The organism is Halomicrococcus pelagicus (genome assembly GCF_051917725.1).
GTDB lineage: Archaea > Halobacteriota > Halobacteria > Halobacteriales > Haladaptataceae > Halomicrococcus.
Genome location: NZ_JBQBLX010000005.1, coordinates 257536 through 283316 on the forward strand (window position 1 = coordinate 257536; position 25781 = coordinate 283316).

Genomic DNA, 25781 nt, shown 5'->3' on the forward strand with positions numbered 1-25781 from the left:
CCGCGGCTCACCCGCGGTCGCCGGCGTCCTCGATGGCCGACTGGTTCACCGCGTAGATGCGGACCGCGTCGAAGTGGCCGACCTTCCGGACGTGGGGGTACTTCTCGAAGTTGGTGTCCCCGTACCGGTCGCGCTCGCGGGGGCCGAGGTAGACGTAGCGCACGTCGTAGCGGTCGAGCAGACGCTTGCGCGTCTCCCAGCCGGCGGTGTACATCAGCTCCACGTCTCGCTTGCGCTCGCGATAGGCGTCCCGGCCGCGATAGATGCCTTCCTGGTACCAGCCGACGACCGTCGGGAGTCCGGTCAGCGAGGCGACGGGGCTCCCCCACTGGTAGGGTTTGCCCGGCGCGGAGACGACGTGCGGTCGCCCCTCGCGCGCGTCCATCCACGCGATGGCCTCCGCCTCGGTGGGGTGGTGCGTCCAGACGAACGCCTTCCCGTCGAGCGTCGGGTCGTCGGCGCGGTTGCGCTCCGAGCCGACGTGCTGGCCGAGGGCGAACGCGCCGTACACCGAGGTGGTGAGCAGGAGGACGACCGCGAGCACCGCACTGACCTGCCGGCGGGACACCGGGACGGCGGGGACCGACCACTTCGGCCCGCGGGCGGAGAGGAGGCGGGCGAGCGCGATTCCGGCGGCGGTCCCCCAGAGCACCCACACCTGCATGTACACCTTGAACACCGTGTTGAACCGGCTCGCGACGGCGTTGTCCTTCACGTAGACGAACTCGACGAGGAGCACCAGCCCCGCGCCGCCGACGATCAGGACCGTCTCGAAGTCGAGGTCGGCCCCGGAACGCAACAGCGCCCACCCGCCGACGAGCAGTGGACCGACGAGGACGACGGCGGCGACGTTCCCCTGCCAGCCGACCGCGAGGAGCGCGGCGCCCGCGACGCCGACCGCCGTGGCCCGCTCCGTCACGGGACGTTTCGCGTGCGAGCCGAGATACAGCGCGAACACGGCGAGGAACGCGCCGTGGACGACGAGCAGTCCCACGAAGCTGCTCCGGTCCGGCAGGAACCCGATGCCGCGGGAACTCGCCGCACCCAGCAGGATGTTCACCACGAACGGACCCGCCCAGACGAGCGCCAGCGCACCGACGACAGCGGTGACTGCCGCGGCGCTCGCGGTCCGGTCGAGTTCCCGCCCCAGCTGGTCGTCCGACTCCCGTGCGGAACGGCCCGGGACGAGCGTTCGCGGATGTCCGTCCGCGAACGTCAGCGCGAGCCACGTGACGCCGAGCGTCGTCGGAAAGCTCCAGAAGCTGATGGTGGCGACGAGACCGCACGCGACGGGGAGCGCCCCGAAGACGAGCGCCCGCCGACGGCGGCGGTTCTCGGGCGGCGTCCGGTAGACCGCGCACGCCAGCGCGGCGACGACGAGCAGGAACGGCTGGCTCGTCATGTGAGCGTGGAGGTCGCCGTTGACGTACGCGAACAGCGGAAACTCGTTGATGGTGCCGGGGATGACGCGGCTGGCGTCCCAGTAGTGAAACTCCCTCGGGGCGAGCGCGAGCGGTTCGTCCATCTCCAGCGCGCCGGCGACGGAGGCAGCCAGCGATTCGGGGAGGACGTTCGCGACGAGTCGGGTCACCGTGAACAGGTTGCTGGCGAACGCGACGAAGAACGCGGCGAGGCCGCCCGCGAGCCGAGGAGACGCACCGCGACGGTCGGCGACGGCACCGGCGAGGCCGTAGACCGTCACGACGAGCATCCCGTAGAACCCCGCCAGCGCGAGGTTGAAGGCGAATCGCGGGGCCGTCGCGGTCAGCTTCGTGAGCACCGTCGCCATGAGGATACCGCCGTAGTAGTACAGGACCGGTTCGCCGGCCCACCACATGTCCTCCGGCGGGAGCGCCGGCGCGCGCATGAGCGACTTCATCAGTCCGAAATCGAGGAACTTCTCGCCGCCGCCGGGGACGATGCCCGGGTCGACGGCCCGCACCGCGACGAGGAAGAGAAACGCCAGCGTGAACACGGCCATCGACTCGGCGTAGGCTCCGACGTCGAGGTCGTAGTCGCGTGCGAGGAACACCGACACGGCGGCGAAGACGGCGACCGCGACGGCGACGGTCAGCGTGGTGAACGCGACCTGTCCGAGCCAGTAGGTGAGAAGCGTCACGAAGCCCAGCGCGACGGGGAGCGCGTAGGTCGCCCCCCGGCCGGGGAAGCGAGCGAAGAGCGCGGCAGCGACCGGCAGTCCGACGAACGCGAGGACGTAGTAGGCCGCCAGCCACAGAGCGACGAGCGCGTACTCCATTCTGTTGGGCGTGGAGCGCCCGAGCGGTAAACGTCTTTGGGTCGTGAAACGTTACAGCGAAGTGACGAGCGGACAGGGAGATGAACTCCCACGCGGTCTTCGAATCACAACCCTTAACTGCAAAACCGCGCTACGGTGTAGTAGCGGGATGGGATAGCCAGGAGATTCCGGCGGGCTCATAACCCGCAGATCGGTAGTTCAAATCTACCTCCCGCTACTCCTGCCGCGAACGTTTTCACGCTCTCGAAACTTCCCCGTTACTCGTTCCTGTGTATCGGCTCGGACCCTCGTTACCCGTTCTCGTCCGGCGGTTCGGTCGGTACCCGGTTGCGAGCGACGCGACTGTGGCCACGCGCCTTATTGACTGTGGGGGAGTAGCCGGAAGCGATGACATCCGTACTGTTCGTCGTGAGCGAGGAAGGGTACTGGGGAGAGGAGTGCGTCGACCCGCTGGAGACGCTGTCCGAGGAGGACGTCGACGTAACGGTGGCGACGCCCACCGGGGAGAAGCCGGTTCTCGACGAACGCTCCGTCGACCCCGACAGCGTCGGCGAGGAGACGGCCGAGCGGGTCCGCGACGTTCACGAGAACGACCAGCGGTTGCAGAACCCGACACAGATCGCGAGGACGTCCGCGGACATGTACGACGCGGTCGTGTTCCCCGGCGGCCACGGCACGGTGTGGGACATCAACCAGGACCGTCACGCCCGTCGACTGCTCCGGAACGTCGTCGAGGGCGACGACGGCAAGGCGCTCGTCATCTGTCACGCCGTCGGTCTGCTCGCGTTCGCCCGCGATAGCGACGGCGAGTTCCTGGTCGACGACCGCGACGTCACGGGGTTCCCCAACGAGTGGGAAGCGGACATCGTCGACGAGAACGACATGATGCCCGACGGGCGAAAGCTCCCGTACTACGTCGAAGACGAGGTGAAGGCGGCGGGCGGGAACTGGGACGCGGAACTCGACGCCGACACGAGCGTGCGGATGGACGGCGACCTCCTGACGGGGCGGGGTCCGGAGTCGTCGCACGATGCAGCGGTGACGCTGCTCGAAGCGCTCGGCGTTCAGACGCCCGCGTAGACCCGGGACGCCGCCCGGACCTCCGTCGAATCGCGGACGAGGGCGGCCGTCGTCGGAGGGAAGCGTTTGATTTATTCGATTGGTCCTCTCACGGACGAGAGAGGTATCCACAGTGCTAGGAACTCGCGGCGTGCTCGCGATACTGGCCGGCATCGTAATGACGTTCGGCGTCGTCGCGCTACGCACCGGACGAAAACCGCTCGGACTGTGGCTGTTGACGGCAGGATTCGGGACTGCGAGCCTGTGGTCGGGGTTGAGCATCTTCTGGGCGAGAGACAACGCGAGCATGCTGTCCGCCGAGTCGCACCTCATGCTGGGAACGATGGCGGGCGCTGGGACCATCTACTACGGCGTCCTGGCTCGGGAAGCGGTTAGCGAAAGCGAATAACGCTTCTTACGAGAGGACGGCTCGTTTCGAGTACGCGCTCGAAATTGGTCTATATCTACTCTCGCCTTCTATGAACTCACAAAAATAAAAACCTTCTGTCAATCAGTAGTTTTAAATACATCTTGGCCAAGTCTTTGGTATGCCACGGCGACGCAATGGAAGTGGTGCAGACGACAGCCGACGGAAGTTCCTGAAAGCGAGCGGTGCTGGTGCGGTGGCGCTCTCGCTCGCTGGTTGTTCCGGCAACAACAATAACAACAACGACAACGACGGGACTGACGGTACCAGTGACGGCCCGGGCGGGACCGAGACGACGGAAGTGTCCGGGTACGACATCGGTCCGGACCAGATCGAGGCCGGCGGTACGCTTCGGTACGGGATGGCCACGCCGCCGGACAGCCCGAACTACATGCTCGCAGGCAGCGTGTACTCCGCGGTCGCCCTGGACCCGATCTACGACTTCGGTCTGACCCAGGACCCGGTCACCTTCGAGTACAAGCCGGGCGTGTTCACCGACTGGACGGCGAAGAACACCGACTCGGAGAACCCGGACATCTACGCCAACGTTCGGAAGGACGGCCTGGAGTGGAACGACGGCGAGAAGTGGAAGCCGATAGAGGACACCCTGTTCTCCTACCAGTTCCAGCTCGACAATCAGCCGGGCGAGTGGTCCGTCTGGAACTACTTCAACAAGGTCGAAGAGGCCAGCAACGACTGGGACCTCCACATCAAGATGGCCGGGAAGATCGGAACGTGGGAGTCCTCCATCCTCGCCGGCGCCCCCATCATCCCGAAGCACATCTGGTCGAACGTCGACTACCAGAAGTACAACCCGGTCGAAGAACAGGACGAGGGTCCCGTCGGGACCGGTCCGGCCAAACTGGTCAAGTACAAGCCGGACACGGCGATGCAGCTCGAGACGCGACGTGACTACGTGGAGAACACGTACGCCCTCAACAGCCTCGAATGGAAGAAGAACCACGACGCGGTCATCCACGGAGGTCCCTTCCTCGACAAGGTGAACTTCAAGGTGTACGGCGGGAAGACCCCGATGACCCAGGCCTACCTGAACGGTGAGATCGACACCCACTACGGGAGCCTCAGCGTGGAGAAGATACCCCAGGCCCGGAACAAGTCCGGTATGGGTCTCGTGAAAGGGTTCGACAGCGGGTTCACCTACCTCGGGTACAACTGCCGCCGCCAGCCGCTCGACGACGTGGCGCTCCGCCAGGCGATGGCGTTCCTCTTCGACGACAAGTTCTGGGTGCAGAAACAGAAGAACAACTTCGTCATCAAGGGCGACTACGCCCAGGCGCCCGGGTACAAGGCCGTCCGGCCGGAATCGGTCTGGGACGGCAAACTGCTCGAAGCTCCCGAGACGGAGGCGTTCAACTTCCGCAGAAAGCAGGGCAAAGAGCCCGACGTGCAGGGCATCCGGAACTTCCTGACGAACGGAAACGTCATCAGCGGGTCCGGCGACTACGTCGGACAGCAGTTCCCCGGCACGTTCTCGGGCGTCGAGGCGAGCAGGTCGAGCGCCAAACACAACTACAGCTTCGGCTCGCCCCAGACCCAGGTCATCAGGGACCAGCAGGGAGCCGACAAGGAGATTCGCGTGAACGGCCAGACCATCCCGGAGATGATGGACGGCGACGCGATTACCGTCCTCATCGACCCGCCGGGCGACAAGCCCAAGGAGGCGAAGGCCATCAACCAGTGGGTCACGAACCTCAAGAAGGTCGGTATTCCGGCCAAGACCAAGCCGATCGCCTTCAACACGATGAAGGCGAAGGCGTACGTTCAGGAGGACTTCGACATCTACCCGATGGGCTGGGGCGGCACCAGTCCGCTCGGGACGTCGATGCGCGTGTTCTTCCACTCGGAGAACGCGGGCGGCGACACGGACAAGACCGCCTACAACTCCACCGGCTACGGCGTCTCCGGCGGCAGCGCCGACGACCTGCTCGACTCCGCGCAGAAGGAGATGGAACCGAAAAAGCGCAACAAGAAGTGGGCGAAGGCCATCGAGAAGGTCTACCTGGACCAGCCGTACATGGTCTGGGACTACGCGAAGTACCGCTGGCCGATGAACACCCAGAAGTTCGACGGCTACATCGAGGGCATCGTCGACCCCGGCTACGCGACCTGGAGTGACCAGCTCAACAACATCTACCTGAAGAAGAACGTGAAGAAGTAACGTCGCCGTCTCCGCTCGGCGCTCGTCTTTTTTCGCCCGGCTGCGGCTGGTGACACTGCGTGAGAATCACTACATTGATAACGAATGTGTACCATGCACGGCATGGACACTCAAAAGTAAGCGATATGGAAATCAAGACAATGGAACTAATCGACGCCGAACCATGACACGCATTAGCGCACGGTATCTAGGAAAGCGGCTGGTCGTCTCCTACCTGACCCTGCTCGTGATCATGACGATCCTGTTCGTGCTCATCAGGAGCATGCCGGGGTCGATAATCACGAACATGATTACGCCGGAGATGGAACCCGCCCAGATCGACCGGCTACGGGAGCAGTGGGGACTCAACGAACCACTGTGGCGCCAGTACATCGAGTTCATGATAAACTACCAGACCGGGGACTTCGGACGGTCGCACATCTACAAGCAGTCGGTCTGGAGCGTCATCGTCCGGCGGTTCCCGCGGACGATTATCCTGTTCGGCGCGGGGTTCGTCATCGCGTACACCGTCGGTCCGCTCGTGGGCATGTATCTCGGCTGGTGGCGCGGGACCTTCAAGGACAAGAGCGTCTTCGCTACCGGTCTGACGATGTACTCCATGCCGGCGTTCTGGATCGCGTGGCTGTTCATCTGGCTGTTCAAGTTCGAACTGGGGTGGCTCAAGAGCACGTACATGCTCGACCAGTTCCCCAACTTCGAGTGGACGGCGGTAACAGCGATGACGAACATCTTGCACCACATCGCGTTACCGCTCTTGAGCATCTCGTTCGTCGGCTGGGTCGGCGCGATGCTGATCATGCGACCGTCGATGAACAACGTCACCAGCCAGGATTACGTGTTCCTGGCGCAGGCGAAAGGGCTCAGCGAACGGACGGTGATGATGAAACACGCGGCTCGGAACGCTCTCATTCCGGTAACGACGCAGGCCATCGTCGGTCTGGCGTTCCTCATCGACGGCAGCGTCCTCATCGAACAGGTCTTCAGCTGGCCCGGTATCGGACAGCTGATCGTCAGTGCCGTCTTCCGGCAGGACTACGCCGTCGCACAGGCGGCGTTCTTCATGCTGGCCGTGCTCATCGTCGCGGCCCGCCTGCTGACCGACATCGTGTACACGTATCTGGATCCGCGGATCAAGTTCGGGGAGGAATCATAGATGTCAACGCAATCCGAGCAGGCTTCGAGCTTCAGTTCGATAAAGGAACGCTGGGAACCGCGCATAGAACGATTCCGCCGAGGATGGGACCGGTACACCCGTCACAAGATGGGCGTCATCGGGCTGGCCATCATGGTGATGTACATCCTCTGGGCGCTGTTCCCGTCCGTCTTCGCCCCCCACCGGACCGAGTGGCAGGCGTACATCGGGTACACCAACGGATACATGCCGTCCGACGCAGTGCTGCCCCACCCGCCGGCGTTCGGGGACCCGTTCTTCGCTCCGCTCGGGACGAACGAGGCCGGACAGGGGGTCTTCACGCTCATCGTGTACGCCACCAAGGACGCGCTGTACATCGGGTTCGCGGCGGGTCTGCTCTCCAGTCTGGTCGGCGTCCCGCTCGGACTCATCAGCGGATTCTACGGCGACACCTGGATCGACGAGGCGATCCAGCGCATCGTCGACGTGATGTACGGCATGCCGTTCCTGCCGTTCCTCATCGTCCTCGTCGCCATCCGGGGCATCAGTACGACCAACATCATCCTCGGCATCGCCATCACCTCCTGGCTGAACAACTGCATCCTCATCCGCGGAGAGACGCTCTCGCTGAAGGAACGGGCCTACGTCGAGTCCGCGCAGGTCGCGGGCGCGAGCGACACGCGCATCGTGTTCAGACACATCATGCCGAACGTCGTGCCGCTGGCGTTCGTCTACCTCGCCCAGGACGCGGCAGCGGCGATCATCGCGCAGGCGTCGCTGGCGTATCTCGGACTTGCCGATTTCACCAAGATCTCCTGGGGTACCATGATCGAGAGCGTCAAGGCACACAACATGATCTACTCCGCGCCGTGGTGGCTCATCCCGCCGGGGCTGGCGATTACGGCCCTCGCAGCGGCGTTCTACTTCATCGGGTTCTCTATCGAGGACGTCGTCAATCCACAGGACTAACCATGACACTGCTAGAGGTAAACGACCTTCACGTTCGGTACGACGCGGGCGAAAAACAGGTCCACGCCGTCGACGGCGTCGAGTTCGGCGTCGATTACGGCGAGACGTACGGTCTCGTCGGCGAGTCGGGGTGTGGAAAGACCACGCTGGCGAAATCGCTGATGCATCTCCTCGACTCGAACGGGTACGTCGAGAGCGGCGAGATCTGGTTCGACGCGACGCTTCCGCAGTGGGAGAACGACCGCGGCGAACCGCGTCAGGAGATAATCGACGGCGACCGGTATCCGGTGCGCGAGGACGGGATGACCGACCTCGCCAAACTCGACGACCAGCAGATACGCGACCTCCGGTGGCGGAACATCGCGTTAATTCCCCAGAGCGCGATGAACGCCCTCAACCCGGTGTACAAGGTCGGCGACCAGATCGTCGAAGCCATCCTGCGACACGAACCGGAGACGACGCGCGAGGAGGCCGACGCCCGGGCGCGCGACCTGCTCGAACGGGTCGGCATCGAACCCGAGCGCGCGGACGACTACGCCCACCAGTTCAGCGGCGGCATGAAACAGCGGGCCGTCATCGCCATGTCGATGGCGTGCAATCCGGACCTGCTCATCGCTGACGAGCCGACGACCGCGCTGGACGTCATCATCCAGGACCGCATCCTCGAAGAACTCGAGGAACTGCAGGAGGAGTTCGGCGTCTCCATCCTCGTCGTCAGCCACGACATCAGCGTCATGGCCGAAATCTGTGACAAACTCGCCGTGATGTACGGGGGGAAAATAATGGAGAGCGGTCCGAAGGAGGCGGTGCTGGAAGAGACCGCGAACCCCTACACGCTGGGGTTGAAGAACTCCTTCCCGACGGTGGCACAGGCGGACCAGGACCTCATCTCGATTCCGGGGACGCCGCCGACGCTGCTCGACCCGAGCGACGGCTGCCGGTTCGCGAACCGGTGTCCGTTCGTCGTCGACGAGTGCCACACGGCCCATCCACCGATGTACGACGTCGAGCGGGCCGAAGCCGGAAGACGCAGCGAATCGGACGAAGTACGCGCGCATCGCTCGGCCTGCTACCGGGTCGACGAACTCGACGAGATGCGAACTGACGCAGGAAAGGAGGAAACATGGGAACGAGTGACTCAGAGCCACTGATAGAAGTCGAGAACGTTTCGAAGCTGTTCGGCCTGTCCCAGGGCGTCGTCGACCAACTGCTCGGTCGCGAGCCGAATCCCGTCCGGGCGGTCGAGGACGTCGACCTCACCATCAACGAGGGAGACATCATGGGCATCGCCGGCGAGTCCGGGTGTGGGAAGACCACCCTCGGCAAACTGCTGGTGAAACTGTACGAACCCACGAAGGGGTCGGTGCGGTTCGACGGTCGGGACATCACGGAGCTGTCGAGCGAGGACGAGAAGGTGTTCCGCCAGCGGGTCCAGATGATATTCCAGGACCCCTTCGAGAGCCTGAACCCGCGGATGACGGTGTTCCAGTCGGTGGTCGAACCGCTGAAGATCAACGACATGGGCGACTCCTACCAGGGCCGCCGGGAGCGCGTCATCGAGGTGCTCAACGACGTGGGGCTCGCGCCGGCGGAGGCGTACTTGAACGAGTTCCCGAAGGAGCTGTCGGGCGGCGAGCGACAGCGGGTCGCCATCGCCCGGGCGCTCGTCGTCAACCCGGACTTCGTCGTCTGCGACGAACCGGTCTCGATGCTCGACGTGTCCATCCGGGCGGGCGTGCTGAACCTGATGAAGGAACTCCAGGACGAGTACGGCCTGACCTACGTGTTCATCAGCCACGACCTCTCGCTCATCCGGTACATGTGCAACCGGACGGCCATCATGTACCTCGGCGACATCATCGAGCAGGGACCGACCGACGACGTGGTGACGAACCCGAAACACCCCTACACGGAGGCGCTGTTCGACGCCGTCCCGGAGGTCGACGCGTACGCGGAGCGCCAGCGGGCGAACGTCACCGGGGAGGTCCCCGACCCGCGGAACCCGCCGAGTGGCTGTCGGTTCCATCCGCGGTGTGCGAAGATAATCCCGCCGGACGACTGGACCGGGAGCCAGGAGGCGTTCCGCCGCGCGTTCCAGTTCAAGCGCAAGGTCCAGACCGGACAGCTCACGGTCGAGGACGTCGACCCCGACCCCGAGACGGCCGACCAGCGGACGGTCGTCGACGAGTTGCTCTCACACGGTCTCGCGCTGGAGGTCCCCGAGGAACACCGCGTCGCGACGGAGACGTCGACGACCATCGACGTGGACAGCCTCGAACTCCCCCGACAGGCCGAGAACGCGGTCCGGTCGGCTGCCCGCGACCTCGTCGAGGGGAACGACGAGGACGCAGAACAGCAGCTCGACCGCGAGTTCCAGACGATCTGCGAACAGGAACACCCGGACCTCCGAGAGGCGGGCACCCAGCGCACCGCCTGCCACCTCTACGGTGAGTCCGCGTCGAGCGCCGAGCGCGTAGCCCCCGACCCGTCCGACTGACGGCTTCCCGGAATTTTTCGGCGGACGAAACGTGGGAACGCCGCGCGCTCGACGGAGTTTCTCCCGACGCCCGTTGTCGCCGCTGCCAGGTTCGACCCGACGGTCCCGAACTCGACGGCGACGGGAGCGGACTCTCCACTCGCCGGTTGCGGCGGACGAATCGCCCGAAGGAAAGCCTTACCTTGTTGATAGACAAACGTTGGCTCGACCCTATGTCAGCGAGCACTGCCCGTTCGGTCCTCCGCCCCGAGCGACCTCTCCTCGTTTTCGTCTTCGTCCTCGTGAGCCTCGTCACGGTCTGGTTGTTCGTGCCGACCATGCTGGGCCACGCAGCGGTGACGAACGCGGACAACGTCGACGTGACCGCGACCGACGCTCGGGTCACCGACGACGGTCGGACGCTCGCCGTCGCGTTCCAGATTCACAATCCGACCCACCGCGCTATCAGCGTCTCGGCCGCCCTGGTGCACGTCTACGACGGCGACGCGCGCGTCTCCGACGGAACGACGACGCCGTTCCAGCGGACGGTCGTTCCCGCCGGCGAAACGAGGACCGTCACCCTCGGAATCGGCATTCGGGACGGGTACGAAGAGCGCGTCCGGCAGGGTACCGACGACCGCGGATTCCGGTACAGCGGTAAGCTCCGCGGAACCATCGCCGACCGAACGGTAGACGTAGACGTCGACAGTGGCGGGGGGAAACGATGACAGAGAGCGCGACCGAGTGGTCTGGAGAGCACACCGGTCGGCGGTCCTGGAGCGTCGCCGCCAGCCTGCTGAAAGGCGTCGGGACGGGCCTCGTCGCCGGGATGTCGTCGTTCGTCTACAACATGTCCGACCTGATGGCCGTGAGCGTCGACCCGACGCTGCTTCTCGTCATCACGATGCTGTCCGGCGTGTTCGCCCATCTCCTGTCGAAGACCTTGCGCGAGAGCATCCGCATCGGCCTCGTCGGCTACTTCTCCGGCGGAGCCACCATCGTCGCGGCGTGGATCACCCCCCTGTGGATGGCGCCGTACTCGTCGGGCGCCCGTGAGATACTGCTCCCGAAACTCGCCGGCGAGGCCGTGACTGCAGCGTTCCTCGTCTTCACCGCGACGTTCTTCGGGGCGTACCTCGCCGCGGTCACCGTCGAAGCGTACCTGTGAGACCGTGAACGTTTTATCTCGGTCCTGCTAAGCTTCCCTCGTGGCGAAAGACACTCCCCGGCGCGAGCGGTCGGTTCGCGAGCGCGGCACGTACGCGAATCACGGCGACGACCCGACGCTCGCCAGTTACGTCTCTTCGCTGTTCTACGTCCTCTCGGTCCCGACGTTGATTCTGGCGGCGTACGGCGGACACTGGTACGGCCTCTACGGAGAGACGACCATCGTCCCCGTGTTCGGCGGCCTGCTCGTCGCGAGCATCGCGGCGGCGTTCGTGGTGATGCACCTGCTCACGCGCTAAAAGGAGCTACTGCGGAGCGTGGCGTAGAAGACGACGAACATCGCCGCGACGAGGAGCACGAACTCCAGCCGCGTCGGCGATCCCGTTCCGCCCTGGAGGAACATCGCGAGGCTTCCGCCCCCGAAGAGGACGGCGACGACGAACAGTATCACGGTTCGGGTCGACTCGTCTGCGAGCCACTCGTACAGTCGCCGACGGAAATCCTCCATGCTGGAACTCAGTACAGAACCTCTTCCCAGACGCACTCGACGGGGTCGACCGCGAGCCGCTGGGCGAGGGCGAACGTCGTCAGCGCCAGTTTCGCGTCGGCGGTGAACGACGCGTCCTCGTCGCGCCACTCGGCGACGCTCGCGCCGAGGCGGACGTGCGTGTCGTAGACGGTCATGAGCCACTCGTCGGGAATCTCTGCCTGGTCGCCCCGGTGGGTGGCTCGCAGGAGGTATTTGAACGTGTCGTCGGTTCGCCAGCTGATGTCCCCGCCGGCTTCGTACTCCGGGAACTGGGGCGTTCCGAAAAGCTGGACGAGTCGGTACAGCGCGACCCCGATGTTTTCGCTCTCGCTGGCGTCGGGCCGGCCGCTCAACTGGGCGACGACGTTCAGGTCCTCGCGCTCGCGGACGTCGTCTTCGACGAGCACCTCACCGTCCGCGCGGCGGGACCGGATCTCCTCACGCGCCACCGGTTCGACGACGATATCCTGGAGCGCGTCCCGGTCGGGAGCGTCGGGGTGGTTCCGTACGTCCATGTCAGTAGGCGAAGTGGTTGAATCCGCGCCAGCCGACGTAGCCGACGAGCAGCGAGAGAAGGCCAGTTCCGATGACGATGAAGGACTCGGTCGGGGTAATCGCTGACTTCGGCAGCGCGTTCATGTCGAAGTACAGCGTGATGCCGAACATCACGAAGATGTAACCGACGACGATACCCAGAATCGCGACGATTATCGACGCGAACCCTATTGGACCCCGTAGCCGTTTCGGAACGGAGTTTCGAAGCGCCATGGTTTGTGGTACAATGGTGCAAGCTTAAAACTTCTGCAACGTTCCCCGGACGACGGTCGCAGACCGACCGTCGGCAGCGGTCTCACTCCTCGTCTCGTCGCTGCAGGTTGTCGAGACCCTCGTCGTCCAGCGGCGACATCCGCTCGTCGAACTCCGCCTCGGACCCGCCGGACTCGTCCCGGCCGGAGAAGTGCTCCTCGACGAACGCGTCGTTGTGCGCCTTGAGTCGATAGCCGACCCCGATGAGCGCGAGACCGGGGAAAAACCGGAGGACGGCTCCGGGCGACGTGACGCCGTACTGCTGCGTGACGATGGACCCGTGGAGCGCGTCGCCGACGAGAAGCGCGCCGGCGACGAGCGTCGTCGTCGAGAGCATCGCCAGGAACTGTCTCGACAGCATCGTTCAGCCGTCGCCCTGGTCGTCCACGATGACGACCTCGCCGTCGACCACGTCGACGTTGACGAGCGTCTTCACGTCGTAGTCGGAGTCGTCGAGTTCGTTCTCGCCGACCTTCTTGATGACGGCGACGATGTCGACCACGTCGGCACCGATGTACTCCAGTGCCTCGGTGACGGCCTTCATCGTCCCGCCGGTGCTGAGCACGTCGTCGAGCACGAGCACGCGGTCGCCCTCGTTGACGTTGTTGATGTACATCTCGTTCTCGGAGTAGCCGGTCTGCTGGGAGAGCGCCACCTCGCCCTCCAGTCCGTACTTTCGCTTGCGGATGACGACCAGCGGGATGTCGGTCATCAGCGAGACGGCGGTGGAGATGTGGATGCCCATCGCCGCGGGCGTCACTATCTTGTCGACGTTCTCCAGGTCGACCTTGCGGATGATCTTGATGACTATCTCGCGCAGGAGACTGGGTTCGAGAACGGGGATTCCGTCGCTGATAGGATGGACGAAGTAGTGGTAGCCGTCTTTCTCGATGATGGGAGCTTCGAGCAGGGACTGCTTCAGTTGGTCCATGTTGGGGGTATTCGACCCACAGGAAAAAGATGCCGGTATCGCGATTCACCCACCGTCGCCGGCGTCGCCCCCCTCGACCGGTCAGCCCTCGACGCGCGTCCCCGGCGACTCGCCCGAGAGGAACGCGCCGAGGTCGTCCGGGCCGAATATCGCGGCCGGCGTCTCCAGCGCGAGCAGCGCCCGTACCTTCCCGGCCATGCCGCCGGTCACGTCCGTCGCGTCGCTGTCGCCGAGCACGTCGGCGACCTCGTCGTAGTCGTCGATGCTCGGGACGACGGCGTCGTTCGCGTCGAGCACGCCAGGCACCGTCGAGCAGAACCCGACGCGGTCGGCGTCGAGCCGTCGGGCGAGCGAGACGGAGAGTTCGTCGCCGCTGACGACGGTGACTCCCTCGCCCGCGTGGGCGACCACGTCGCCGTGGAGCACGGGAACGAACCCCTCGTCGAGCATCGTCGCGACCTGTCCGGTGGGGAGCGTAAGCGTCCCGTCGGCATCGCGGTGGGCCGCCGAGAAGGGATGCACCGGCACCGCCGGCACCCCTCGGTCGTGCAGGCGCGCGAGCACGAACTCGTTCAGCGTCTTCATCGCGCCGTGGACGTCGACCACGGCCCCGGCGTCGCTGCTCCCCTCGGTCTTCGAGACGCCGTGCTGGCTGGCGTGGTGGTGGCCGAAGCTTCCGCCGCCGTGGACGACGACGAGGTCGGCGAGGTCGGCGTCCGCGATGGCGTCCGCCGCGCGGTCCAGCGCCTCGCCGTCCAGAGTGTCCGCCCGGTCCTTCTCGGTGATGACGCTGCCGCCGAGCTTGAGGACGTTCATGGTTCCTCCGCGCGCACGCCCTCCGTGTCGAGTTCGGCGCGGAACGCCTCCTCGCAGCCGGGCGTGAACTGCAGCGCCGTCTTCGTCTCGTCCGTCGGGTCGAGCGCGACGATGCAGCCGCCGCCGCCCGCCCCCGTCAGCTTCGCGCCGAGCGCGCCGGCGTCGCGGGCCGCCCAGACCATGTTGTCCAGCGAGCGCGACGAGACGCCGAGCGCCTCAAGCAGGCCGTGGTTGAAGCTCATCAGGCGACCGAGCTCCTCGAGGTCGCCGTCCGCGAGCACGTCCTCGCCGCGGCGCACGACGTCGCCGATGCTCTCGACCGTGTCGGCGGCGAAGTCGTACTCCTCGCGGAGCGCGCGCACGCCGGCGACGAGTTCGCCGGTGTCGCCCGCGCCACCGTCGAAGCCGACGACGATGGGAAGGTCGGGAGCCTCGATGGCCCGGCAGTCGTCGCCCTCGACGCGGACCGCGCCGCCCGTCGCGGAGCAGAACGTGTCGGCGCGGGACGCCTCGCCGTCCTGGACCGCGAGCTCCGCCCGGTAGGCGCGGTCGGCCAACTCCGTCGCGGGAAGCTCCACGCCGAGTTCGCGCGTCGCCGCGTCGATGCCGGCGACGGTCACCGCCGCCGAGGAGCCGAGTCCCGCGCCGAGCGGGATGGCGCTCTCGATGGTGATGTCGAAGCCGGCGTCGGGAGCGTCGGCCGCCTCTCGCGCCTGCGAGACCGCGGCGTCGACGTACCCCACTCCCGCCCGCACCAGCGACTCCGACGCGTCCACGTCCGGCGTCGCGTCGGCGTCGCTACTGTACTCGACCGTGAAGCCGTCGAGACTCAGGTCCTCGGCGTGGACGCGCAGTCGGTCGTCGTCGCGCTGTTCGACCGACACCGTCGCCCGGCGTTCGATGGCACAGGGGACCGCTGGCTCGCCGTAGACGACGGCGTGTTCCCCGAAGAGGTACACCTTCCCCGGGGCGCTGGAGACTGTCATGTCCTACTCTCGGTGAGCCGGGGGTATCACTTTTTTCGAACGACTCGCGGTCGACTACCGTCTCGCCGGCGTGAGAAAATCGAAAACAGCCCGAATACAGGCGTTAAATTCCGCTCTCGAAGTCGTCGAGCGAGTAGGCGGGTTCGGCTCCGCGGCGGTCGAGCGTCTCGTTGGCCAGCAGCCAGTAGACGACCGACAGCGCCTTGCGCCCCTTGTTGTTCGTCGGGACGACGAGGTCGACGTTGCTCGTGTTGTTGTTGGAGTCGCACATCGCGATGACGGGGATGCCGACCGTGATGGCCTCCTTGACCGCCTGGGCGTCGCCGATGGGGTCGGTGACGACCAGGACGTCCGGCTCGATGTAGCCGTCGTACTTCGGGTTCGTCAGCGTGCCGGGGATGAACCGGCCCGTGCGAGCGCGCGCGCCGACCGCGTCCGCGAACTTCTCCGCCGGGAAGCGACCGTACTGGCGCGAACTCGTGACGAGAATCTGCTCGGGGTCGTAGTTCGCCAGGAAGTCGGCCGCCGTGCGGATGCGGCCGTCCGTCCTGCTCACGTCGAGGACGTAGAGGCCGTCGGTCCGGACGCGGTGGATGAACCGCTCCATGTCCTGGGTCTTCTGCTGGGTGCCGATGTGGACACCGGCGCCGAGGTAGTCCTCGACGGGGATGAGGAGGTCGGCCTCCTCGTCGCCGAGCACGTCCTCGTCCAGTCGGGGGCCGTCGTCGGCCTCTTCTGTCTCGGTCTCTTCGTCCGCCTGCGCGCCGACGTCCTCGTCGGGGTCGACTTCGGGCTCCGCGCCCGACTCGCCCGTAGGCTCGGCGTCGATCTCCTCCTCGGCGGCGTCGAGATCGTCCGATTCGTCTACCTGTTCGGATTCGTTGTCGCTCATAATCGTGATGCGTTCTGCTCGATGCGGATGAGTTCGTTCAGTTTGGCTGTTCGTTCACCGCCGACCGCACCCGTCTTGATGAACGGCGCGTCGGTGGCGACGGCGAGGTGTGCGATGGTCGTATCCTCCGTCTCGCCGCTGCGATGGGAGATGACCGGGTCGTACCCGTTCTCGACCGCGAGTTCGACGGCGTCGACGGCGTCCGACAGCGTCCCGATCTGGTTCGGCTTGATCAGGATGGAGTTGGCCGCGCCCTGCTCGATGCCGTCCGAGAGGCGCTCGGTGTTGGTGACGAACAGGTCGTCGCCGCAGATCAGCGTCCGGTCGCCCACCCGGTCGGTGAGTTCGGCGAACCCCTCGTAGTCGTTCTCGTCGAGGGGGTCCTCGACGTACGCGAGGTCGTACTCGTCGACCAGGTCGGCGACGTACTCGATCTGCTCGTCGGTCGACCGCGTCTCGCCGTCGTAGTGGTACTCGCCGTCCTCGTAGAGTTCCGCTGCGGCCACGTCGAGGCCGAATCGGATGTCGAAGCCGAACTCCTCGGAGACGGCGTCGACGGCCTCCTCCATCAGTTCGAACGCGTCGGCGTCGTCGATGGACGGTGCCCACGCGCCTTCGTCGCCCTTGCCGGCGGCGACGCCGCGCTCGTCCAGGAGGTCCGCGACCTCCTGGTGAACCGCGGCGTTGGCGAACACGGCGTCCTTGACGTTCGGTGCGCCGACCGGCGCGGCGAGGAACTCCTGGATGGACGTCGCGTCCGCCGCGTGCTCGCCACCGCCGATGACGTTGCCGAGCGGGACGGGGAAGTTCTCGCCCCGGAACGCGCCGCCGAGATGCTGGTACAGTGGTGCACCGAGCACGTCGGCAGCCGCCTTCGCGGCCGCCATGCTGATGGCGACGGCGCTGTTCGCGCCTATCTCGGAGAAGTTGTCCGTTCCGTCGGCCGCGCGCAGGGTGCGGTCCACGTCGCGCTGGTCGCCGACGTACACCGTCCCTTCGAGTCGTGGCACCGCGCGTTCGCGCGCGGCGGCGATGGCCTCGCCGGGGTCGAGTTCGATGGCCTCGTACTCGCCCGTGCTGGCACCGCTCGGTGCGGCCGCGCGGCCGAACCCGCCGCTCTGGGTGACGACGTCGGCCTCGACGGTCGCGTTGCCACGCGAGTCGAGCACCTGCCGGAGACGGACGCTCTCGACGAGGGTCATTTCCCCTCCCGCCGCACGGTGAACGGTAGGACGCCGGCGTCGTACTCCTCGGCCGCGATGAGGATGGGCTGTGACTCGTCCGTGTCGATGAGCACCGGTGCGCCGTACGACACTTGCAGGGCTCGTGCCCCGATGATGCGCGCCTTCTCGTACCGGGAGTAACGTTGCTGGGCCATCACTGATAGGGTGCCACGATGTCGACGAGGTCCTTGTGCGAGACGAGCATCCGCCGACAGCACTGGCGCTCGACGCCGAGGTCGTCGAGTACCTTCTCGGGGTCCTCGTTGCCTTCCTTCGTCTCGGCGCGCGCCTTGTACTCCTGCCAGTGTTCACCGACGACCTTGCCGCACGTGAAACACCGAACTGGTACCATCATGTTTGAATCACCTTAGCGGTAGGACTTCTGGTAGCGGGCCCGAGCGCCGGGACCGCCCCACTTCTTGGGTTCGGACTGGCGAACGTCGTTCACCAGCAGCGACCGGTCGAACTCCATGAACGCGTCGCGGAGTTCGGCGTCGCCGGAGTGCTGGACGATACCGCGGGCGATGGCGGTCCGGACCGCGTCGGCCTGACCGCTGATGCCGCCACCGGAGACGTCGACGTCGACGTCGACGCTCTCGCGCTCGTCTTCGGCGATGCGGAACGGTTCCAGCATCTTCAGGCGAGCCATCTCCGGTTCGACCAGTTCCACTGGCTGGGAGTTGATGCGCACCCGACCCTCGCCCTCGGTAACCGTCGCGCGGGCGATGGCCGTCTTCTTCTTGCCGCTCGTGTTCGTTACCATGTGACGTTAGCACCCAGGTTTTCGCTGACTTCGCCCAGCTGGACGAAGCGGATGTTCGAGAGTCGGTCCAGCGACGTGTCGTCGAGGACGTCGGCGTCCTCGTCGAACGGATTGCCGACGTAGACCCGGACGTTCTCGAAGGCCTCTCGCCCGCGGTCCTGCTTGTACGGAAGCATGCCGCGAATCGAGCGCTTGAATATCATGTCCGGTCGCTTCGGGTAGTACGGTCCGCTGTCGGAGCCGAGGTCGACTCGCTTGCGGAACGTGGACATCACGTCTTCTTCGCTGCCCGTGATGACCGCGTCCTCGGCGTTGACGACGGCGACCTTCTGGCCGTCCATCGCCTTCTGTGCGACCTGACTCGCCACGCGTCCGAGAATACAGTCCCGGGCGTCGACGACGACGTCCGCGTCGAATTCCGCGATACTCATCGAATCACCCGTACGTTCGCGCCGCTGGGGTTCTGTTCGACTGCCTGTTCGAGTTCGATGGGCTCACCGTTCGCCTGCTCGATCTTCGTCTCCGCGCTCGAAGAGAAGTCGACTGCGGCGACCGTGACGTCCTTCTGGAGCGCACCGCTTCCGAGAACCTTGCCGGGCACGACGACGGTCTCGTCCTCCTGGGCGTATCGCTCGATGCGACCCAGGTTGACCTCTGCGTGCGTGCTCCGTGGTTTCTCGAGGCGCTCTGCAACGTCGCTCCACACGTCGGCCTCCGAATCGCGGGAAACCGACTTGAGTTCGGCGATAAGACTAGTGAGCCTCGGATTCGTCTTGCTCATGCTACTTCCTCCTTGTAATAAGAGCTGAAGTGCAGGGAGCAGGATTTGAACCTGCGGACTCCTACGAGACAGCGCCCTGAACGCTGCGCCGTTGGCCTGACTTGGCTATCCCTGCACGCTGAGAACACGTGCGCACCCTCGCGGGTATCACACTGTTGCAGGCGACCCTTCAAACCACTTTCGGTCTGCCGATTTCCGCCGTCGAGAGTTCCGGTCCGACGACGGTCGGCAGTTGCCACTTCGCGAGTGGCGGACGCGTCAGGGAGGTTCGAAGGGCCAGTCATTGCTATAGTTGAATTGCTTCTTCCAGTTCGTCTGCGCGCGCTTCTATCGTGTCGACCGCTTCCAGCACGAGGTCCTCGATGGACAGCGACCCGTCCGTCTCGACGTCGAACACGAACGCGCTCGGCACGTCGTGGACCTCGACCTCCTTGCCGGGATACCGGTTCGTGAGGTCGTGGTCGAACTCCTCCGTCGGGACGAGTTCGCCGTCGTCTTCGATGACGCCGCGAAGAATCTGGGTCTCCTCTTCCTCGTACTCCTCGCGGTCGCCGACGACTTCGACGCGCTGCAGGTGGCGGTAGCCGACCGCGATGCCACCCTGGTGCTTGGCGTGGTCCTTGCCGGTCGAGAGCACGGCGTCGGCCTCGAGCTCGAGGCGCTGGTCGTCCTTGAGGTCGATGATGGGGACGTTGTCGTCCGCGGGCTGGACCATCTCGTCGGAACTGATGAGATCGCCCGAGAACGCGGTGCCCGGCCCCGACACGTCGAGACTCAGGGTCACCGTGTCACCCTCCTCGAACTCGCCGACCGGCGTGGTCAGCGGCACGAGACCGAGGCGGAGTCCAATCTGCTCGTCGAACATGACCGACGAGTTCTCGATGACCCGGATGGTGTCGATGGCCATCGTCGGCACGTCCGCGATGATCGCCCGCCGGATGCCGTTGGCGAACGCCGGCGAGACGTTGCGGACGAGGAACCGCGCCTCGCGGTCGCCGCGGTCGATGAACTCTACGTCGAAGTCTTCGCTCATGGGTTAGAACCCACTACCTTTCGGTGCGCGGGTACCGTCGTGCGGAATCGGGGTCACGTCCTCGATGCGACCGATCTCCAGGCCGGCGCGCGCCAGCGCCCGGATGGTCGCCTGCGCGCCCGGACCGGGGTTCTGCTGCTGGTTCCCGCCGGGGCCTCGCACGCGAACGTGGACGCCGTCGATGCCGGCGGCCTGGACCTCTTCGGCGACCGTCTCGGCCATCTGCATGGCCGCGTACGGCGAGGACTCGTCGCGGTTCTGCTTGACGACCGTCCCGCCGGAGGACTTCGCGATGGTCTCTGCACCGGTGAGGTCCGTGACGGTGATGATAGTGTTGTTGAACGATGCGTGCACGTGGGCGATGCCCCACTTCTCGTCGTCGTTTGCGCTCATTCGTTATCCCCCGCGCGTTCGGGATGGAGTTCGTCCGAAAGCGGGCTGTTCTCGTCGAACTCGACGGTCGCTTCCTCGTCGACTTCGACCTTGTAGGAGGGTATCGACACGCGACGGCCGTCCACGCGGACGTGTCCGTGCGTGATGAACTGTCGCGCCTGCTCGGGCGTGTTCGCCAGACCCTTGCGGTAGGCGACCGTCTGGAGGCGACGCTCGAGCACGTCGGTGAGCTCCAGCAGCAGCACGTCGCCGAGCTCGTCGCCCTCGTCGAGGACGCCGATGCGCTTCAGCCGGGAGACGAACTCCTCGCCCTCGCCGGACTCCTCGCCGGTCATGCCGCCGAGCAGCTGACGGGCCTCGCGTCGGAAGTTACGGAGCTGACTCTGGGACCGCCAGAGTTCCTCCTTGTTCGCGAGCCCGTAGCGGTCCATCAGGCTCTGCTCCTCGGCGATGCGCTCGCCCTGGAACGGGTGGTTCGGCGTCTCGTAGAACTTCGTGTTCTCGCCAGGTAGCGACATTACTCCTCACCAGCCTCCTCTTCGGCGGCCTGTTCTTCCTTGATCTCTTCGACGTTCACGCCGATGGTCCCCTCGGTACGACCCGTGGACTTGGTTCGCTGACCGCGAACCTTCTGCCCGCGCTTGTGGCGAGCGCCCTTGTACGAGTCGATCATCTTCATCCGGTTGATGTCCTGCCGACGCGTCATCTGCAGGTCGTTACCGGTCTCGTGGGTGGTCTCACCGGAGAAGTACCCGTTGCGGTGGTTCGCGAGCCACTCGGGAATTTCGTCGGCGTACGTCTCGACGGCCTCGACGACGCGTTCGATCTCCTCGTCCTCGAGTCGACCGAACGTCGCCATCCGGTCGATGTCCGCCTTGTCGGCGATGATTCTTGCGGTCCGACGACCGATCCCGTTCATCTCGCTCAGGGATCGCTCCACCGTCTTCGTCCCATCGAGGTCGGTCTGCCCGATGCGGACGAAGTATCGGAGGTCGTCGTCGTCCTCCTCGTCCTGTGGTTGTTCCGTACTCATGGTTGGTCTTTTCGAGCGATGTCGGAGCGTCGAGGGAGGGATTCGAACCCTCGAGGCTTGACGCCACAGAGTTAGCAACCCTGCGCCGTGGGCCAGACTAGGCTACCTCGACACACACTTACGTTCGCCCTCTCGGACTCGGGACGTCACGTCCCTACAGTTCACTGCACTCGTACGTTGGACGAGGGGTTATTTAAGCCCAACGAATCCACTGGAGGAGAACGGTTCCCCGGACCCCGGTGGCCGGCGTCTCGACCGGAGTCAGTCCCCGCTGACCTCGGCGAGGTTCGCGGCGTCGGTCACCTCGATGCCGCCGGCCAGCGTCCGGTGGGGGTAGGGGATGTCGATGCCCTCCTCGTCGAAGCGTCGCTTGACCGCCGAGACGTACTCCGCGCGCGTCCGGACGAAGTCGCTCCGCGCGGGGTCTGCGATCCAGAACCGCGACCGGAGCCCGACCGCGGAGTCGCCCAGTTCGGTCAATCGCACCGACGGTTCGGGGTCGTTCAGGACCTCGGGGTGCTCTCGCGCCTCGTCGACGATTACCTCCGTCGCGCGCTCGACGTCGTCGTCGTAACCGATGCCGAAGTCGAAGGTCACCCGGAGCCTGTCGTACGCCACCGGGTTCTTGATGACGCCGTCCGTGAGCACGGAGTTCGGCACGGTCAGCAGTTCGTTGTCGAACGTCCGCACCCGGGTCACCCGGAGGCTGATGTCCTCGACGATGCCCTTGTAGTTCCCGTCGTCCCACTCTATCCAGTCGCCGATCTTGAACGGCTTGTCCGTGAAGATGAACACGCCGGCAACGAAGTTGGCGATGATGTCCTGGAGCGCGAAGCCGACGGCCAGCGTCGCGGCCGCGGCGACGGTGGCGAGCGCCGTGAGGATGTTGCCGTAGTCCGCGAAGCCGAAGGCGAGCGCGACGGCCGCGAACAGGACGCCGAAGTGAGCGAGCTTCGCCAGCGGCTTCGTCACGCTCTGGTCGTAGTCCCGGCTGTCGAGGACGCGTCGCACGACCGGTAACACGGCCAGCCGACCGACGAGGTACAGCGCGACGAACGAGCCGACGAAGTACAGCGACTGCGTGACCGCTATCGCGTACTCGGTTTCTAGAATCCTGTCGAGGAACGGCAGGGGGGTCACCATCAGTGGTACACTGCAGTGTTCCCCCGCGTCTCCACGAGGTCGGCGCCGACGCGCTCGGCGAGGTCCGCGGCGAGTTCGTCCGTCGACGTGCCGCCGCGCGCCGCCCGGAGGAACTTCACCTTCACGAGTTCGCGGTCGGACAACTGGTCGTCGAGTTCGCCGGTCACCGATTCGAGGCCGCTCTTGCCGACCCAGACGGTCACGTCGAGGTCGTGTGCCTTCTTCCGGAGATCCTGGTCGGTCATGACGAACGGACCTTGGCGGCGGTCCCGTTTAAAAGTTCTACTCCCGACGAAGGGCCTTTACTCCGCGCGCCCCACGCTCGAACGATGGCCACGTATCAGCGGGAGGTCCGGGTCGACGCACCGCTCGACGAGGTCTGGGCGTTCCACTCCGCGATAGACGGCCTGGAGGCGCTCACGCCCGACTGGATGAACCTCCGCGTCGAGGCGATGCGGGGACCGGACGGCGACCCCGACCCAGAGGTGCTCTCCCCCGGCACCAGAATCAGGCTCGCGGCGCGGCCGTTCGGCGTCGGCCCGCCCCAGCGGTGGGTGTCGGAGATAACGCGCCGGGAGCGCGAGGACGGCGCGGCCATCTTCGAGGACGTGATGCACGACGGTCCGTTCGAGACGTGGCGACACACCCACCAGTTCTTCGCCGCAGACGGCGGAACGCTGGTGCGAGACCGCGTGGAGTACGAGTTCCCGGGCGGTCCGGTCGGCCGGGCGGTCGGCCCGCTCGGATGGGTGGGCTTCGAGCCGATGTTCCGGTACCGCCACCGGAAGACGAAGGAACTGCTCGAACGACGCTGACCGACCGCGTCGAAGCCACGAGGGCGGAGACTGCGAGGCTACCGGAACGCGGAGGTCAGGCGTGTCGGAACGCAGTCGTCTCGGGGTCGAAACGACAACTGCCGGGAAGCGAGAACCGACGACGGGTTCGCGACGCCGGGATGGACGACGCCGAGTCGGTTACTCGTACTCGCCGAGCTCGCCGTAGTCGCCGCCGAACTTCATGAAGAAGTACGCCAGTCCGAGCGTGGTCATCAGCGCGCCGGAGGTGGCGACGCCGAGCGTCTTCGCGCCCTTGGGCACCGCCGGCTTGGAGGACCCGCTCGAAGAGGCCCCGCCCTCCTGGACCGTGACGGTACCGGTCATCCCCATCGCCTTGTGGGGGGCACAGTAGTACTCGTAGGAACCAGTAGACTCGAACGTGTGCTCGTGGGTGTGGCCCTTGTCGTACAGCTTCGACTCGCCGCCCTTCGTCCCCTCCCAGTTGGAGCCGTCGGGCTGGTTCTCGACGACGATGTTGTGGCCGTTCCCTTCCCAGACCCACTTCACCGTCGTGCCGGGCGCGACGGTGACTTCGTCCGAATCGAACTCGTTGTCGACGACCTTCACCGTCTTCGTGCCGCCACCGCCGCCGCTTTCGCCGCCGCCTTCCTGGGCGCTCACGCCCCCGACCGCGCCGGTAGCCGCCGCACCGGCCGTCCCGAGCATGAACCCGCGTCGCGTCACCGAACCAGTCGTTTCCCCATCTGTCATGGCCGGGGCTTTGGACCGACGGTTACTGAATACTTTGGTTTGCACCCACCGTTTTGCTTCGTCGGATGCGCTCCCGTCCTTCGTACACTACTCGAAACGCTGGATCGAAAACGTGTCCGCTCCCTGCGGTCGTTCGCCGGACGGCGCGCTACAGCCGGTAGTCGTGCTCGCCGGTCTCCGTGTCGAGGAACGCCGCGAGCAGGTCGATGGCTGTCGCGACGTCGTCGCCGTGGACGCTCTCGGTGACGGTGTGGAGGTAGCGCGTCGGAACCGAGATGGCACCGACAGGCTTCGCGCCGTGGGTGTTCTGGAATCCGGCGGTGTCCGTGCCGCCGGAGGGGAGAATCTCGGTCTGATGTGGAATCTCTCGTCGCTCGGCGACCGACCGCATCCGGCGGTGGACCTTCGGCGTCGTCACGACGCTGCCGTCCTTGAGCTTCACCGCGGCACCCTCGCCGAGTTCGGTCACGTAGTCGGCCTCCTTCTCCACCGCCGGCACGTCCTGGGCGACGGTCACGTCGAGCGCGACGGCGAGGTCCGGGTCGAGGTCGACGCCGAGCGCGGACGCACCGCGGATGCCGAGTTCCTCCTGGACGGTCGCACAGAAGTGGACCGTCACGTCGGGGTCGTCGACGCGCTTCGCGGCTTCCAGCATCGCGAACAGGCAGACGCGGTCGTCGAGCGCCTTGCCCGTGACGTGCTCGCCGACCCGGGTCGTCGTCTGCTCCATCGTGACGAGGTCCCCGACGGCGACGCGCTCGTTCGCTTCCTCGGCGGGCAGTCCGAGGTCGACGTGAACGTCCTCGACGCCCCGTTCGTCCTCGTCGTCGTCGTCCAGCAGGTGCGGCGGCACCGAGCCGATGACGCCCGTCAGGTCGTCCGCCTCGGCGTGGACCGTGACGCGCTGTGCTTTCAGGACCCGCGGGTCCCATCCGCCGAGAGCGTCGAGCGCGAGGAACCCGTCCTCGTCGACGTGCCGGACCATGAACCCTATCTCGTCCATGTGCGCCGCGACGGCGACCTCGTAGTCGGCGTCGCCGTGGACCGTCCCGACGACGTTGCCCATCGCGTCCGTTCGCACTTCGTCCACTATCCCGTCGAACTCCCGCCGAACGACCGCCCGCACGCGGTCCTCGTACCCCGGCGCGCCGCTCGTCTCGGTGAGTTCCCGAAGCAGGTCGTAGTCGAACGCGAACTCGTTCGTCATCCCCAGGTCATCTGGTGGCAAGTGGCATAAA

Annotated in this window: 34 protein-coding genes and 3 tRNA genes; 12 read left to right on the forward strand and 25 right to left on the reverse strand. The window is 65.8% G+C overall.

The window, feature by feature from the left end:
- Positions 1 to 7: 7 nt before the first annotated feature.
- Complete coding sequence (locus ACTF4R_RS15270; RefSeq protein ID WP_440008748.1) at positions 8 to 2257, reverse strand: DUF2298 domain-containing protein; 2250 nt, start codon at positions 2255 to 2257, stop codon at positions 8 to 10.
- Positions 2258 to 2399: 142 nt separating this feature from the next.
- Here ACTF4R_RS15270 and ACTF4R_RS15275 point away from each other — a divergent pair.
- From ACTF4R_RS15275 to ACTF4R_RS15325, 11 genes are all read left to right on the forward strand, one after another.
- Positions 2400 to 2474: transfer RNA gene (locus ACTF4R_RS15275), tRNA-Met, on the forward strand.
- A 170-nt stretch (positions 2475 to 2644) separates the two neighbouring features.
- Complete coding sequence (locus ACTF4R_RS15280; RefSeq protein ID WP_440008749.1) at positions 2645 to 3337, forward strand: type 1 glutamine amidotransferase domain-containing protein; 693 nt, start codon at positions 2645 to 2647, stop codon at positions 3335 to 3337.
- A 112-nt stretch (positions 3338 to 3449) separates the two neighbouring features.
- Complete coding sequence (locus tag ACTF4R_RS15285) at positions 3450 to 3725, forward strand: hypothetical protein (protein WP_440008750.1); 276 nt, start codon at positions 3450 to 3452, stop codon at positions 3723 to 3725.
- 139 nt (positions 3726 to 3864) lie between these two features.
- Positions 3865 to 5922: an ABC transporter substrate-binding protein gene (locus ACTF4R_RS15290; RefSeq protein ID WP_440008751.1), complete on the forward strand. Its 2058-nt coding sequence runs from the start codon at positions 3865 to 3867 to the stop codon at positions 5920 to 5922.
- A gap of 163 nt (positions 5923 to 6085) precedes the next feature.
- On the forward strand, positions 6086 to 7075 hold the full coding sequence (locus ACTF4R_RS15295) for an ABC transporter permease (protein WP_433628148.1): 990 nt from the start codon (positions 6086 to 6088) through the stop codon (positions 7073 to 7075).
- The gene (locus ACTF4R_RS15300; RefSeq protein ID WP_440008752.1) at positions 7076 to 8023 is read left to right on the forward strand and encodes an ABC transporter permease; all 948 of its coding nucleotides are present in this window, start codon (positions 7076 to 7078) and stop codon (positions 8021 to 8023) included.
- A 2-nt stretch (positions 8024 to 8025) separates the two neighbouring features.
- A complete protein-coding gene (locus ACTF4R_RS15305; protein ID WP_440008753.1) occupies positions 8026 to 9174 on the forward strand; it encodes an ABC transporter ATP-binding protein in 1149 nt (382 codons plus the stop codon).
- A complete protein-coding gene (locus ACTF4R_RS15310) occupies positions 9147 to 10520 on the forward strand; it encodes an ABC transporter ATP-binding protein (RefSeq protein ID WP_440008754.1) in 1374 nt (457 codons plus the stop codon). The genes ACTF4R_RS15305 and ACTF4R_RS15310 overlap by 28 nt, the downstream gene beginning before the upstream one ends.
- 212 nt (positions 10521 to 10732) lie before the next feature.
- Positions 10733 to 11227: a hypothetical protein gene (locus ACTF4R_RS15315; protein ID WP_440008755.1), complete on the forward strand. Its 495-nt coding sequence runs from the start codon at positions 10733 to 10735 to the stop codon at positions 11225 to 11227.
- The gene (locus ACTF4R_RS15320; RefSeq protein ID WP_440008756.1) at positions 11224 to 11667 is read left to right on the forward strand and encodes a hypothetical protein; all 444 of its coding nucleotides are present in this window, start codon (positions 11224 to 11226) and stop codon (positions 11665 to 11667) included. The genes ACTF4R_RS15315 and ACTF4R_RS15320 overlap by 4 nt, the downstream gene beginning before the upstream one ends.
- Before the next feature lie 40 nt (positions 11668 to 11707).
- Entirely contained in the window at positions 11708 to 11965 is a 258-nt protein-coding gene (locus tag ACTF4R_RS15325; RefSeq protein ID WP_433628134.1) for a hypothetical protein, read from the forward strand.
- Here the strand turns inward: ACTF4R_RS15325 and ACTF4R_RS15330 are convergent.
- The 22 genes from ACTF4R_RS15330 to ACTF4R_RS15435 all read right to left on the reverse strand — a co-directional run bounded on the left by ACTF4R_RS15330 (position 11962) and on the right by ACTF4R_RS15435 (position 23241).
- The gene (locus ACTF4R_RS15330) at positions 11962 to 12174 is read right to left on the reverse strand and encodes a hypothetical protein (RefSeq protein WP_440008757.1); all 213 of its coding nucleotides are present in this window, start codon (positions 12172 to 12174) and stop codon (positions 11962 to 11964) included. The genes ACTF4R_RS15325 and ACTF4R_RS15330 overlap by 4 nt on opposite strands.
- An 8-nt stretch (positions 12175 to 12182) precedes the next feature.
- Positions 12183 to 12710: a hypothetical protein gene (locus ACTF4R_RS15335; protein ID WP_440008758.1), complete on the reverse strand. Its 528-nt coding sequence runs from the start codon at positions 12708 to 12710 to the stop codon at positions 12183 to 12185.
- 1 nt (position 12711) lies between these two features.
- Positions 12712 to 12963, reverse strand: coding sequence for a hypothetical protein (locus ACTF4R_RS15340; protein WP_440008759.1), 252 nt, complete (start codon positions 12961 to 12963; stop codon positions 12712 to 12714).
- Between the two features lie 82 nt (positions 12964 to 13045).
- A complete protein-coding gene (locus ACTF4R_RS15345; protein ID WP_440008760.1) occupies positions 13046 to 13363 on the reverse strand; it encodes a hypothetical protein in 318 nt (105 codons plus the stop codon).
- A 3-nt stretch (positions 13364 to 13366) separates the two neighbouring features.
- Entirely contained in the window at positions 13367 to 13933 is a 567-nt protein-coding gene (hpt, locus tag ACTF4R_RS15350; RefSeq protein ID WP_433628121.1) for a hypoxanthine/guanine phosphoribosyltransferase, read from the reverse strand.
- Positions 13934 to 14014: 81 nt separating this feature from the next.
- A complete protein-coding gene (locus ACTF4R_RS15355) occupies positions 14015 to 14749 on the reverse strand; it encodes an isopentenyl phosphate kinase (RefSeq protein WP_440008761.1) in 735 nt (244 codons plus the stop codon).
- The gene (gene mvk / locus ACTF4R_RS15360) at positions 14746 to 15735 is read right to left on the reverse strand and encodes a mevalonate kinase (protein ID WP_440008762.1); all 990 of its coding nucleotides are present in this window, start codon (positions 15733 to 15735) and stop codon (positions 14746 to 14748) included. The genes ACTF4R_RS15355 and mvk overlap by 4 nt, the downstream gene beginning before the upstream one ends.
- A 103-nt stretch (positions 15736 to 15838) precedes the next feature.
- Positions 15839 to 16627 carry a 30S ribosomal protein S2 gene (rpsB, locus tag ACTF4R_RS15365; RefSeq protein WP_433628113.1) on the reverse strand — a complete coding sequence of 263 codons (789 nt, stop codon included), beginning with the start codon at positions 16625 to 16627 and terminating at the stop codon, positions 15839 to 15841.
- Positions 16624 to 17829: a phosphopyruvate hydratase gene (gene eno / locus ACTF4R_RS15370; protein WP_440008763.1), complete on the reverse strand. Its 1206-nt coding sequence runs from the start codon at positions 17827 to 17829 to the stop codon at positions 16624 to 16626. Before eno ends, rpsB begins: the two co-directional genes overlap by 4 nt.
- Positions 17826 to 18005 carry a DNA-directed RNA polymerase subunit K gene (locus ACTF4R_RS15375; RefSeq protein ID WP_113277456.1) on the reverse strand — a complete coding sequence of 60 codons (180 nt, stop codon included), beginning with the start codon at positions 18003 to 18005 and terminating at the stop codon, positions 17826 to 17828. Before ACTF4R_RS15375 ends, eno begins: the two co-directional genes overlap by 4 nt.
- Positions 18005 to 18205 carry a DNA-directed RNA polymerase subunit N gene (locus tag ACTF4R_RS15380; protein WP_433628107.1) on the reverse strand — a complete coding sequence of 67 codons (201 nt, stop codon included), beginning with the start codon at positions 18203 to 18205 and terminating at the stop codon, positions 18005 to 18007. The genes ACTF4R_RS15375 and ACTF4R_RS15380 overlap by 1 nt, the downstream gene beginning before the upstream one ends.
- A 12-nt stretch (positions 18206 to 18217) precedes the next feature.
- Positions 18218 to 18613 carry a 30S ribosomal protein S9 gene (locus ACTF4R_RS15385; RefSeq protein WP_113277458.1) on the reverse strand — a complete coding sequence of 132 codons (396 nt, stop codon included), beginning with the start codon at positions 18611 to 18613 and terminating at the stop codon, positions 18218 to 18220.
- Entirely contained in the window at positions 18607 to 19044 is a 438-nt protein-coding gene (locus ACTF4R_RS15390; protein ID WP_113277459.1) for a 50S ribosomal protein L13, read from the reverse strand. Before ACTF4R_RS15390 ends, ACTF4R_RS15385 begins: the two co-directional genes overlap by 7 nt.
- A complete protein-coding gene (locus tag ACTF4R_RS15395; protein WP_113277460.1) occupies positions 19041 to 19394 on the reverse strand; it encodes a 50S ribosomal protein L18e in 354 nt (117 codons plus the stop codon). Before ACTF4R_RS15395 ends, ACTF4R_RS15390 begins: the two co-directional genes overlap by 4 nt.
- A gap of 30 nt (positions 19395 to 19424) precedes the next feature.
- A tRNA-Leu gene (locus ACTF4R_RS15400) sits at positions 19425 to 19509 on the reverse strand.
- Between the two features lie 171 nt (positions 19510 to 19680).
- On the reverse strand, positions 19681 to 20427 hold the full coding sequence (locus ACTF4R_RS15405; protein WP_113277461.1) for a DNA-directed RNA polymerase subunit D: 747 nt from the start codon (positions 20425 to 20427) through the stop codon (positions 19681 to 19683).
- 3 nt (positions 20428 to 20430) lie between these two features.
- Positions 20431 to 20820 (reverse strand): 30S ribosomal protein S11, encoded by a 390-nt coding sequence (locus ACTF4R_RS15410; protein ID WP_113277462.1) that lies wholly within the window; start codon positions 20818 to 20820, stop codon positions 20431 to 20433.
- Entirely contained in the window at positions 20817 to 21338 is a 522-nt protein-coding gene (locus tag ACTF4R_RS15415) for a 30S ribosomal protein S4 (protein ID WP_440008764.1), read from the reverse strand. The genes ACTF4R_RS15410 and ACTF4R_RS15415 overlap by 4 nt, the downstream gene beginning before the upstream one ends.
- Complete coding sequence (locus tag ACTF4R_RS15420) at positions 21338 to 21853, reverse strand: 30S ribosomal protein S13 (RefSeq protein ID WP_440008765.1); 516 nt, start codon at positions 21851 to 21853, stop codon at positions 21338 to 21340. The genes ACTF4R_RS15415 and ACTF4R_RS15420 overlap by 1 nt, the downstream gene beginning before the upstream one ends.
- 27 nt (positions 21854 to 21880) lie before the next feature.
- Positions 21881 to 21965, reverse strand: a tRNA-Ser gene (locus ACTF4R_RS15425).
- Between the two features lie 149 nt (positions 21966 to 22114).
- Complete coding sequence (locus ACTF4R_RS15430; RefSeq protein ID WP_440008766.1) at positions 22115 to 22996, reverse strand: mechanosensitive ion channel family protein; 882 nt, start codon at positions 22994 to 22996, stop codon at positions 22115 to 22117.
- Positions 22996 to 23241 (reverse strand): YhbY family RNA-binding protein, encoded by a 246-nt coding sequence (locus tag ACTF4R_RS15435; RefSeq protein ID WP_113277466.1) that lies wholly within the window; start codon positions 23239 to 23241, stop codon positions 22996 to 22998. The genes ACTF4R_RS15430 and ACTF4R_RS15435 overlap by 1 nt, the downstream gene beginning before the upstream one ends.
- 84 nt (positions 23242 to 23325) lie before the next feature.
- On the opposite strand from ACTF4R_RS15435, the gene ACTF4R_RS15440 reads away from it, so the two are divergent.
- Positions 23326 to 23811, forward strand: a complete 486-nt coding sequence (locus tag ACTF4R_RS15440; RefSeq protein WP_440008767.1) for an SRPBCC family protein — start codon at positions 23326 to 23328, stop codon at positions 23809 to 23811.
- A gap of 159 nt (positions 23812 to 23970) precedes the next feature.
- On the opposite strand, the gene ACTF4R_RS15445 is transcribed toward ACTF4R_RS15440, so the two are convergent.
- Both ACTF4R_RS15445 and ACTF4R_RS15450 read right to left on the reverse strand, forming a co-directional pair.
- On the reverse strand, positions 23971 to 24543 hold the full coding sequence (locus ACTF4R_RS15445; RefSeq protein ID WP_440008768.1) for a plastocyanin/azurin family copper-binding protein: 573 nt from the start codon (positions 24541 to 24543) through the stop codon (positions 23971 to 23973).
- A 148-nt stretch (positions 24544 to 24691) separates the two neighbouring features.
- The gene (locus tag ACTF4R_RS15450) at positions 24692 to 25750 is read right to left on the reverse strand and encodes a M42 family metallopeptidase (protein ID WP_440008769.1); all 1059 of its coding nucleotides are present in this window, start codon (positions 25748 to 25750) and stop codon (positions 24692 to 24694) included.
- Positions 25751 to 25781: the final 31 nt, after the last annotated feature.

What these genes read in the sequence shown, in the direction of transcription:
- ACTF4R_RS15300 (WP_440008752.1), top strand. Translation starts at nt 7,076, where the DNA reads ATGTCAACGCAATCCGAGCAGGCTTCGAGCTTCAGTTCGATAAAGGAA.
- ACTF4R_RS15405 (WP_113277461.1), bottom strand. Translation starts at nt 20,427, where the DNA reads ATGAGCGAAGACTTCGACGTAGAGTTCATCGACCGCGGCGACCGCGAG.
- ACTF4R_RS15440 (WP_440008767.1), top strand. Translation starts at nt 23,326, where the DNA reads ATGGCCACGTATCAGCGGGAGGTCCGGGTCGACGCACCGCTCGACGAG.
- ACTF4R_RS15320 (WP_440008756.1), top strand. Translation starts at nt 11,224, where the DNA reads ATGACAGAGAGCGCGACCGAGTGGTCTGGAGAGCACACCGGTCGGCGG.
- ACTF4R_RS15375 (WP_113277456.1), bottom strand. Translation starts at nt 18,005, where the DNA reads ATGGCCCAGCAACGTTACTCCCGGTACGAGAAGGCGCGCATCATCGGG.
- ACTF4R_RS15305 (WP_440008753.1), top strand. Translation starts at nt 8,026, where the DNA reads ATGACACTGCTAGAGGTAAACGACCTTCACGTTCGGTACGACGCGGGC.
- ACTF4R_RS15415 (WP_440008764.1), bottom strand. Translation starts at nt 21,338, where the DNA reads ATGTCGCTACCTGGCGAGAACACGAAGTTCTACGAGACGCCGAACCAC.
- ACTF4R_RS15280 (WP_440008749.1), top strand. Translation starts at nt 2,645, where the DNA reads ATGACATCCGTACTGTTCGTCGTGAGCGAGGAAGGGTACTGGGGAGAG.
- ACTF4R_RS15395 (WP_113277460.1), bottom strand. Translation starts at nt 19,394, where the DNA reads ATGAGCAAGACGAATCCGAGGCTCACTAGTCTTATCGCCGAACTCAAG.
- ACTF4R_RS15420 (WP_440008765.1), bottom strand. Translation starts at nt 21,853, where the DNA reads ATGAGTACGGAACAACCACAGGACGAGGAGGACGACGACGACCTCCGA.
- ACTF4R_RS15385 (WP_113277458.1), bottom strand. Translation starts at nt 18,613, where the DNA reads ATGGTAACGAACACGAGCGGCAAGAAGAAGACGGCCATCGCCCGCGCG.
- ACTF4R_RS15335 (WP_440008758.1), bottom strand. Translation starts at nt 12,710, where the DNA reads ATGGACGTACGGAACCACCCCGACGCTCCCGACCGGGACGCGCTCCAG.
- ACTF4R_RS15340 (WP_440008759.1), bottom strand. Translation starts at nt 12,963, where the DNA reads ATGGCGCTTCGAAACTCCGTTCCGAAACGGCTACGGGGTCCAATAGGG.
- rpsB (WP_433628113.1), bottom strand. Translation starts at nt 16,627, where the DNA reads ATGAGCGACAACGAATCCGAACAGGTAGACGAATCGGACGATCTCGAC.
- mvk (WP_440008762.1), bottom strand. Translation starts at nt 15,735, where the DNA reads ATGACAGTCTCCAGCGCCCCGGGGAAGGTGTACCTCTTCGGGGAACAC.
- ACTF4R_RS15450 (WP_440008769.1), bottom strand. Translation starts at nt 25,750, where the DNA reads ATGACGAACGAGTTCGCGTTCGACTACGACCTGCTTCGGGAACTCACC.
- ACTF4R_RS15315 (WP_440008755.1), top strand. Translation starts at nt 10,733, where the DNA reads ATGTCAGCGAGCACTGCCCGTTCGGTCCTCCGCCCCGAGCGACCTCTC.
- eno (WP_440008763.1), bottom strand. Translation starts at nt 17,829, where the DNA reads ATGACCCTCGTCGAGAGCGTCCGTCTCCGGCAGGTGCTCGACTCGCGT.
- ACTF4R_RS15430 (WP_440008766.1), bottom strand. Translation starts at nt 22,996, where the DNA reads ATGGTGACCCCCCTGCCGTTCCTCGACAGGATTCTAGAAACCGAGTAC.
- hpt (WP_433628121.1), bottom strand. Translation starts at nt 13,933, where the DNA reads ATGGACCAACTGAAGCAGTCCCTGCTCGAAGCTCCCATCATCGAGAAA.
- ACTF4R_RS15380 (WP_433628107.1), bottom strand. Translation starts at nt 18,205, where the DNA reads ATGATGGTACCAGTTCGGTGTTTCACGTGCGGCAAGGTCGTCGGTGAA.
- ACTF4R_RS15345 (WP_440008760.1), bottom strand. Translation starts at nt 13,363, where the DNA reads ATGCTGTCGAGACAGTTCCTGGCGATGCTCTCGACGACGACGCTCGTC.
- ACTF4R_RS15390 (WP_113277459.1), bottom strand. Translation starts at nt 19,044, where the DNA reads ATGAGTATCGCGGAATTCGACGCGGACGTCGTCGTCGACGCCCGGGAC.
- ACTF4R_RS15270 (WP_440008748.1), bottom strand. Translation starts at nt 2,257, where the DNA reads ATGGAGTACGCGCTCGTCGCTCTGTGGCTGGCGGCCTACTACGTCCTC.
- ACTF4R_RS15310 (WP_440008754.1), top strand. Translation starts at nt 9,147, where the DNA reads ATGGGAACGAGTGACTCAGAGCCACTGATAGAAGTCGAGAACGTTTCG.
- ACTF4R_RS15290 (WP_440008751.1), top strand. Translation starts at nt 3,865, where the DNA reads ATGCCACGGCGACGCAATGGAAGTGGTGCAGACGACAGCCGACGGAAG.
- ACTF4R_RS15355 (WP_440008761.1), bottom strand. Translation starts at nt 14,749, where the DNA reads ATGAACGTCCTCAAGCTCGGCGGCAGCGTCATCACCGAGAAGGACCGG.
- ACTF4R_RS15410 (WP_113277462.1), bottom strand. Translation starts at nt 20,820, where the DNA reads ATGAGCGCAAACGACGACGAGAAGTGGGGCATCGCCCACGTGCACGCA.
- ACTF4R_RS15295 (WP_433628148.1), top strand. Translation starts at nt 6,086, where the DNA reads ATGACACGCATTAGCGCACGGTATCTAGGAAAGCGGCTGGTCGTCTCC.
- ACTF4R_RS15445 (WP_440008768.1), bottom strand. Translation starts at nt 24,543, where the DNA reads ATGACAGATGGGGAAACGACTGGTTCGGTGACGCGACGCGGGTTCATG.
- ACTF4R_RS15330 (WP_440008757.1), bottom strand. Translation starts at nt 12,174, where the DNA reads ATGGAGGATTTCCGTCGGCGACTGTACGAGTGGCTCGCAGACGAGTCG.
- ACTF4R_RS15435 (WP_113277466.1), bottom strand. Translation starts at nt 23,241, where the DNA reads ATGACCGACCAGGATCTCCGGAAGAAGGCACACGACCTCGACGTGACC.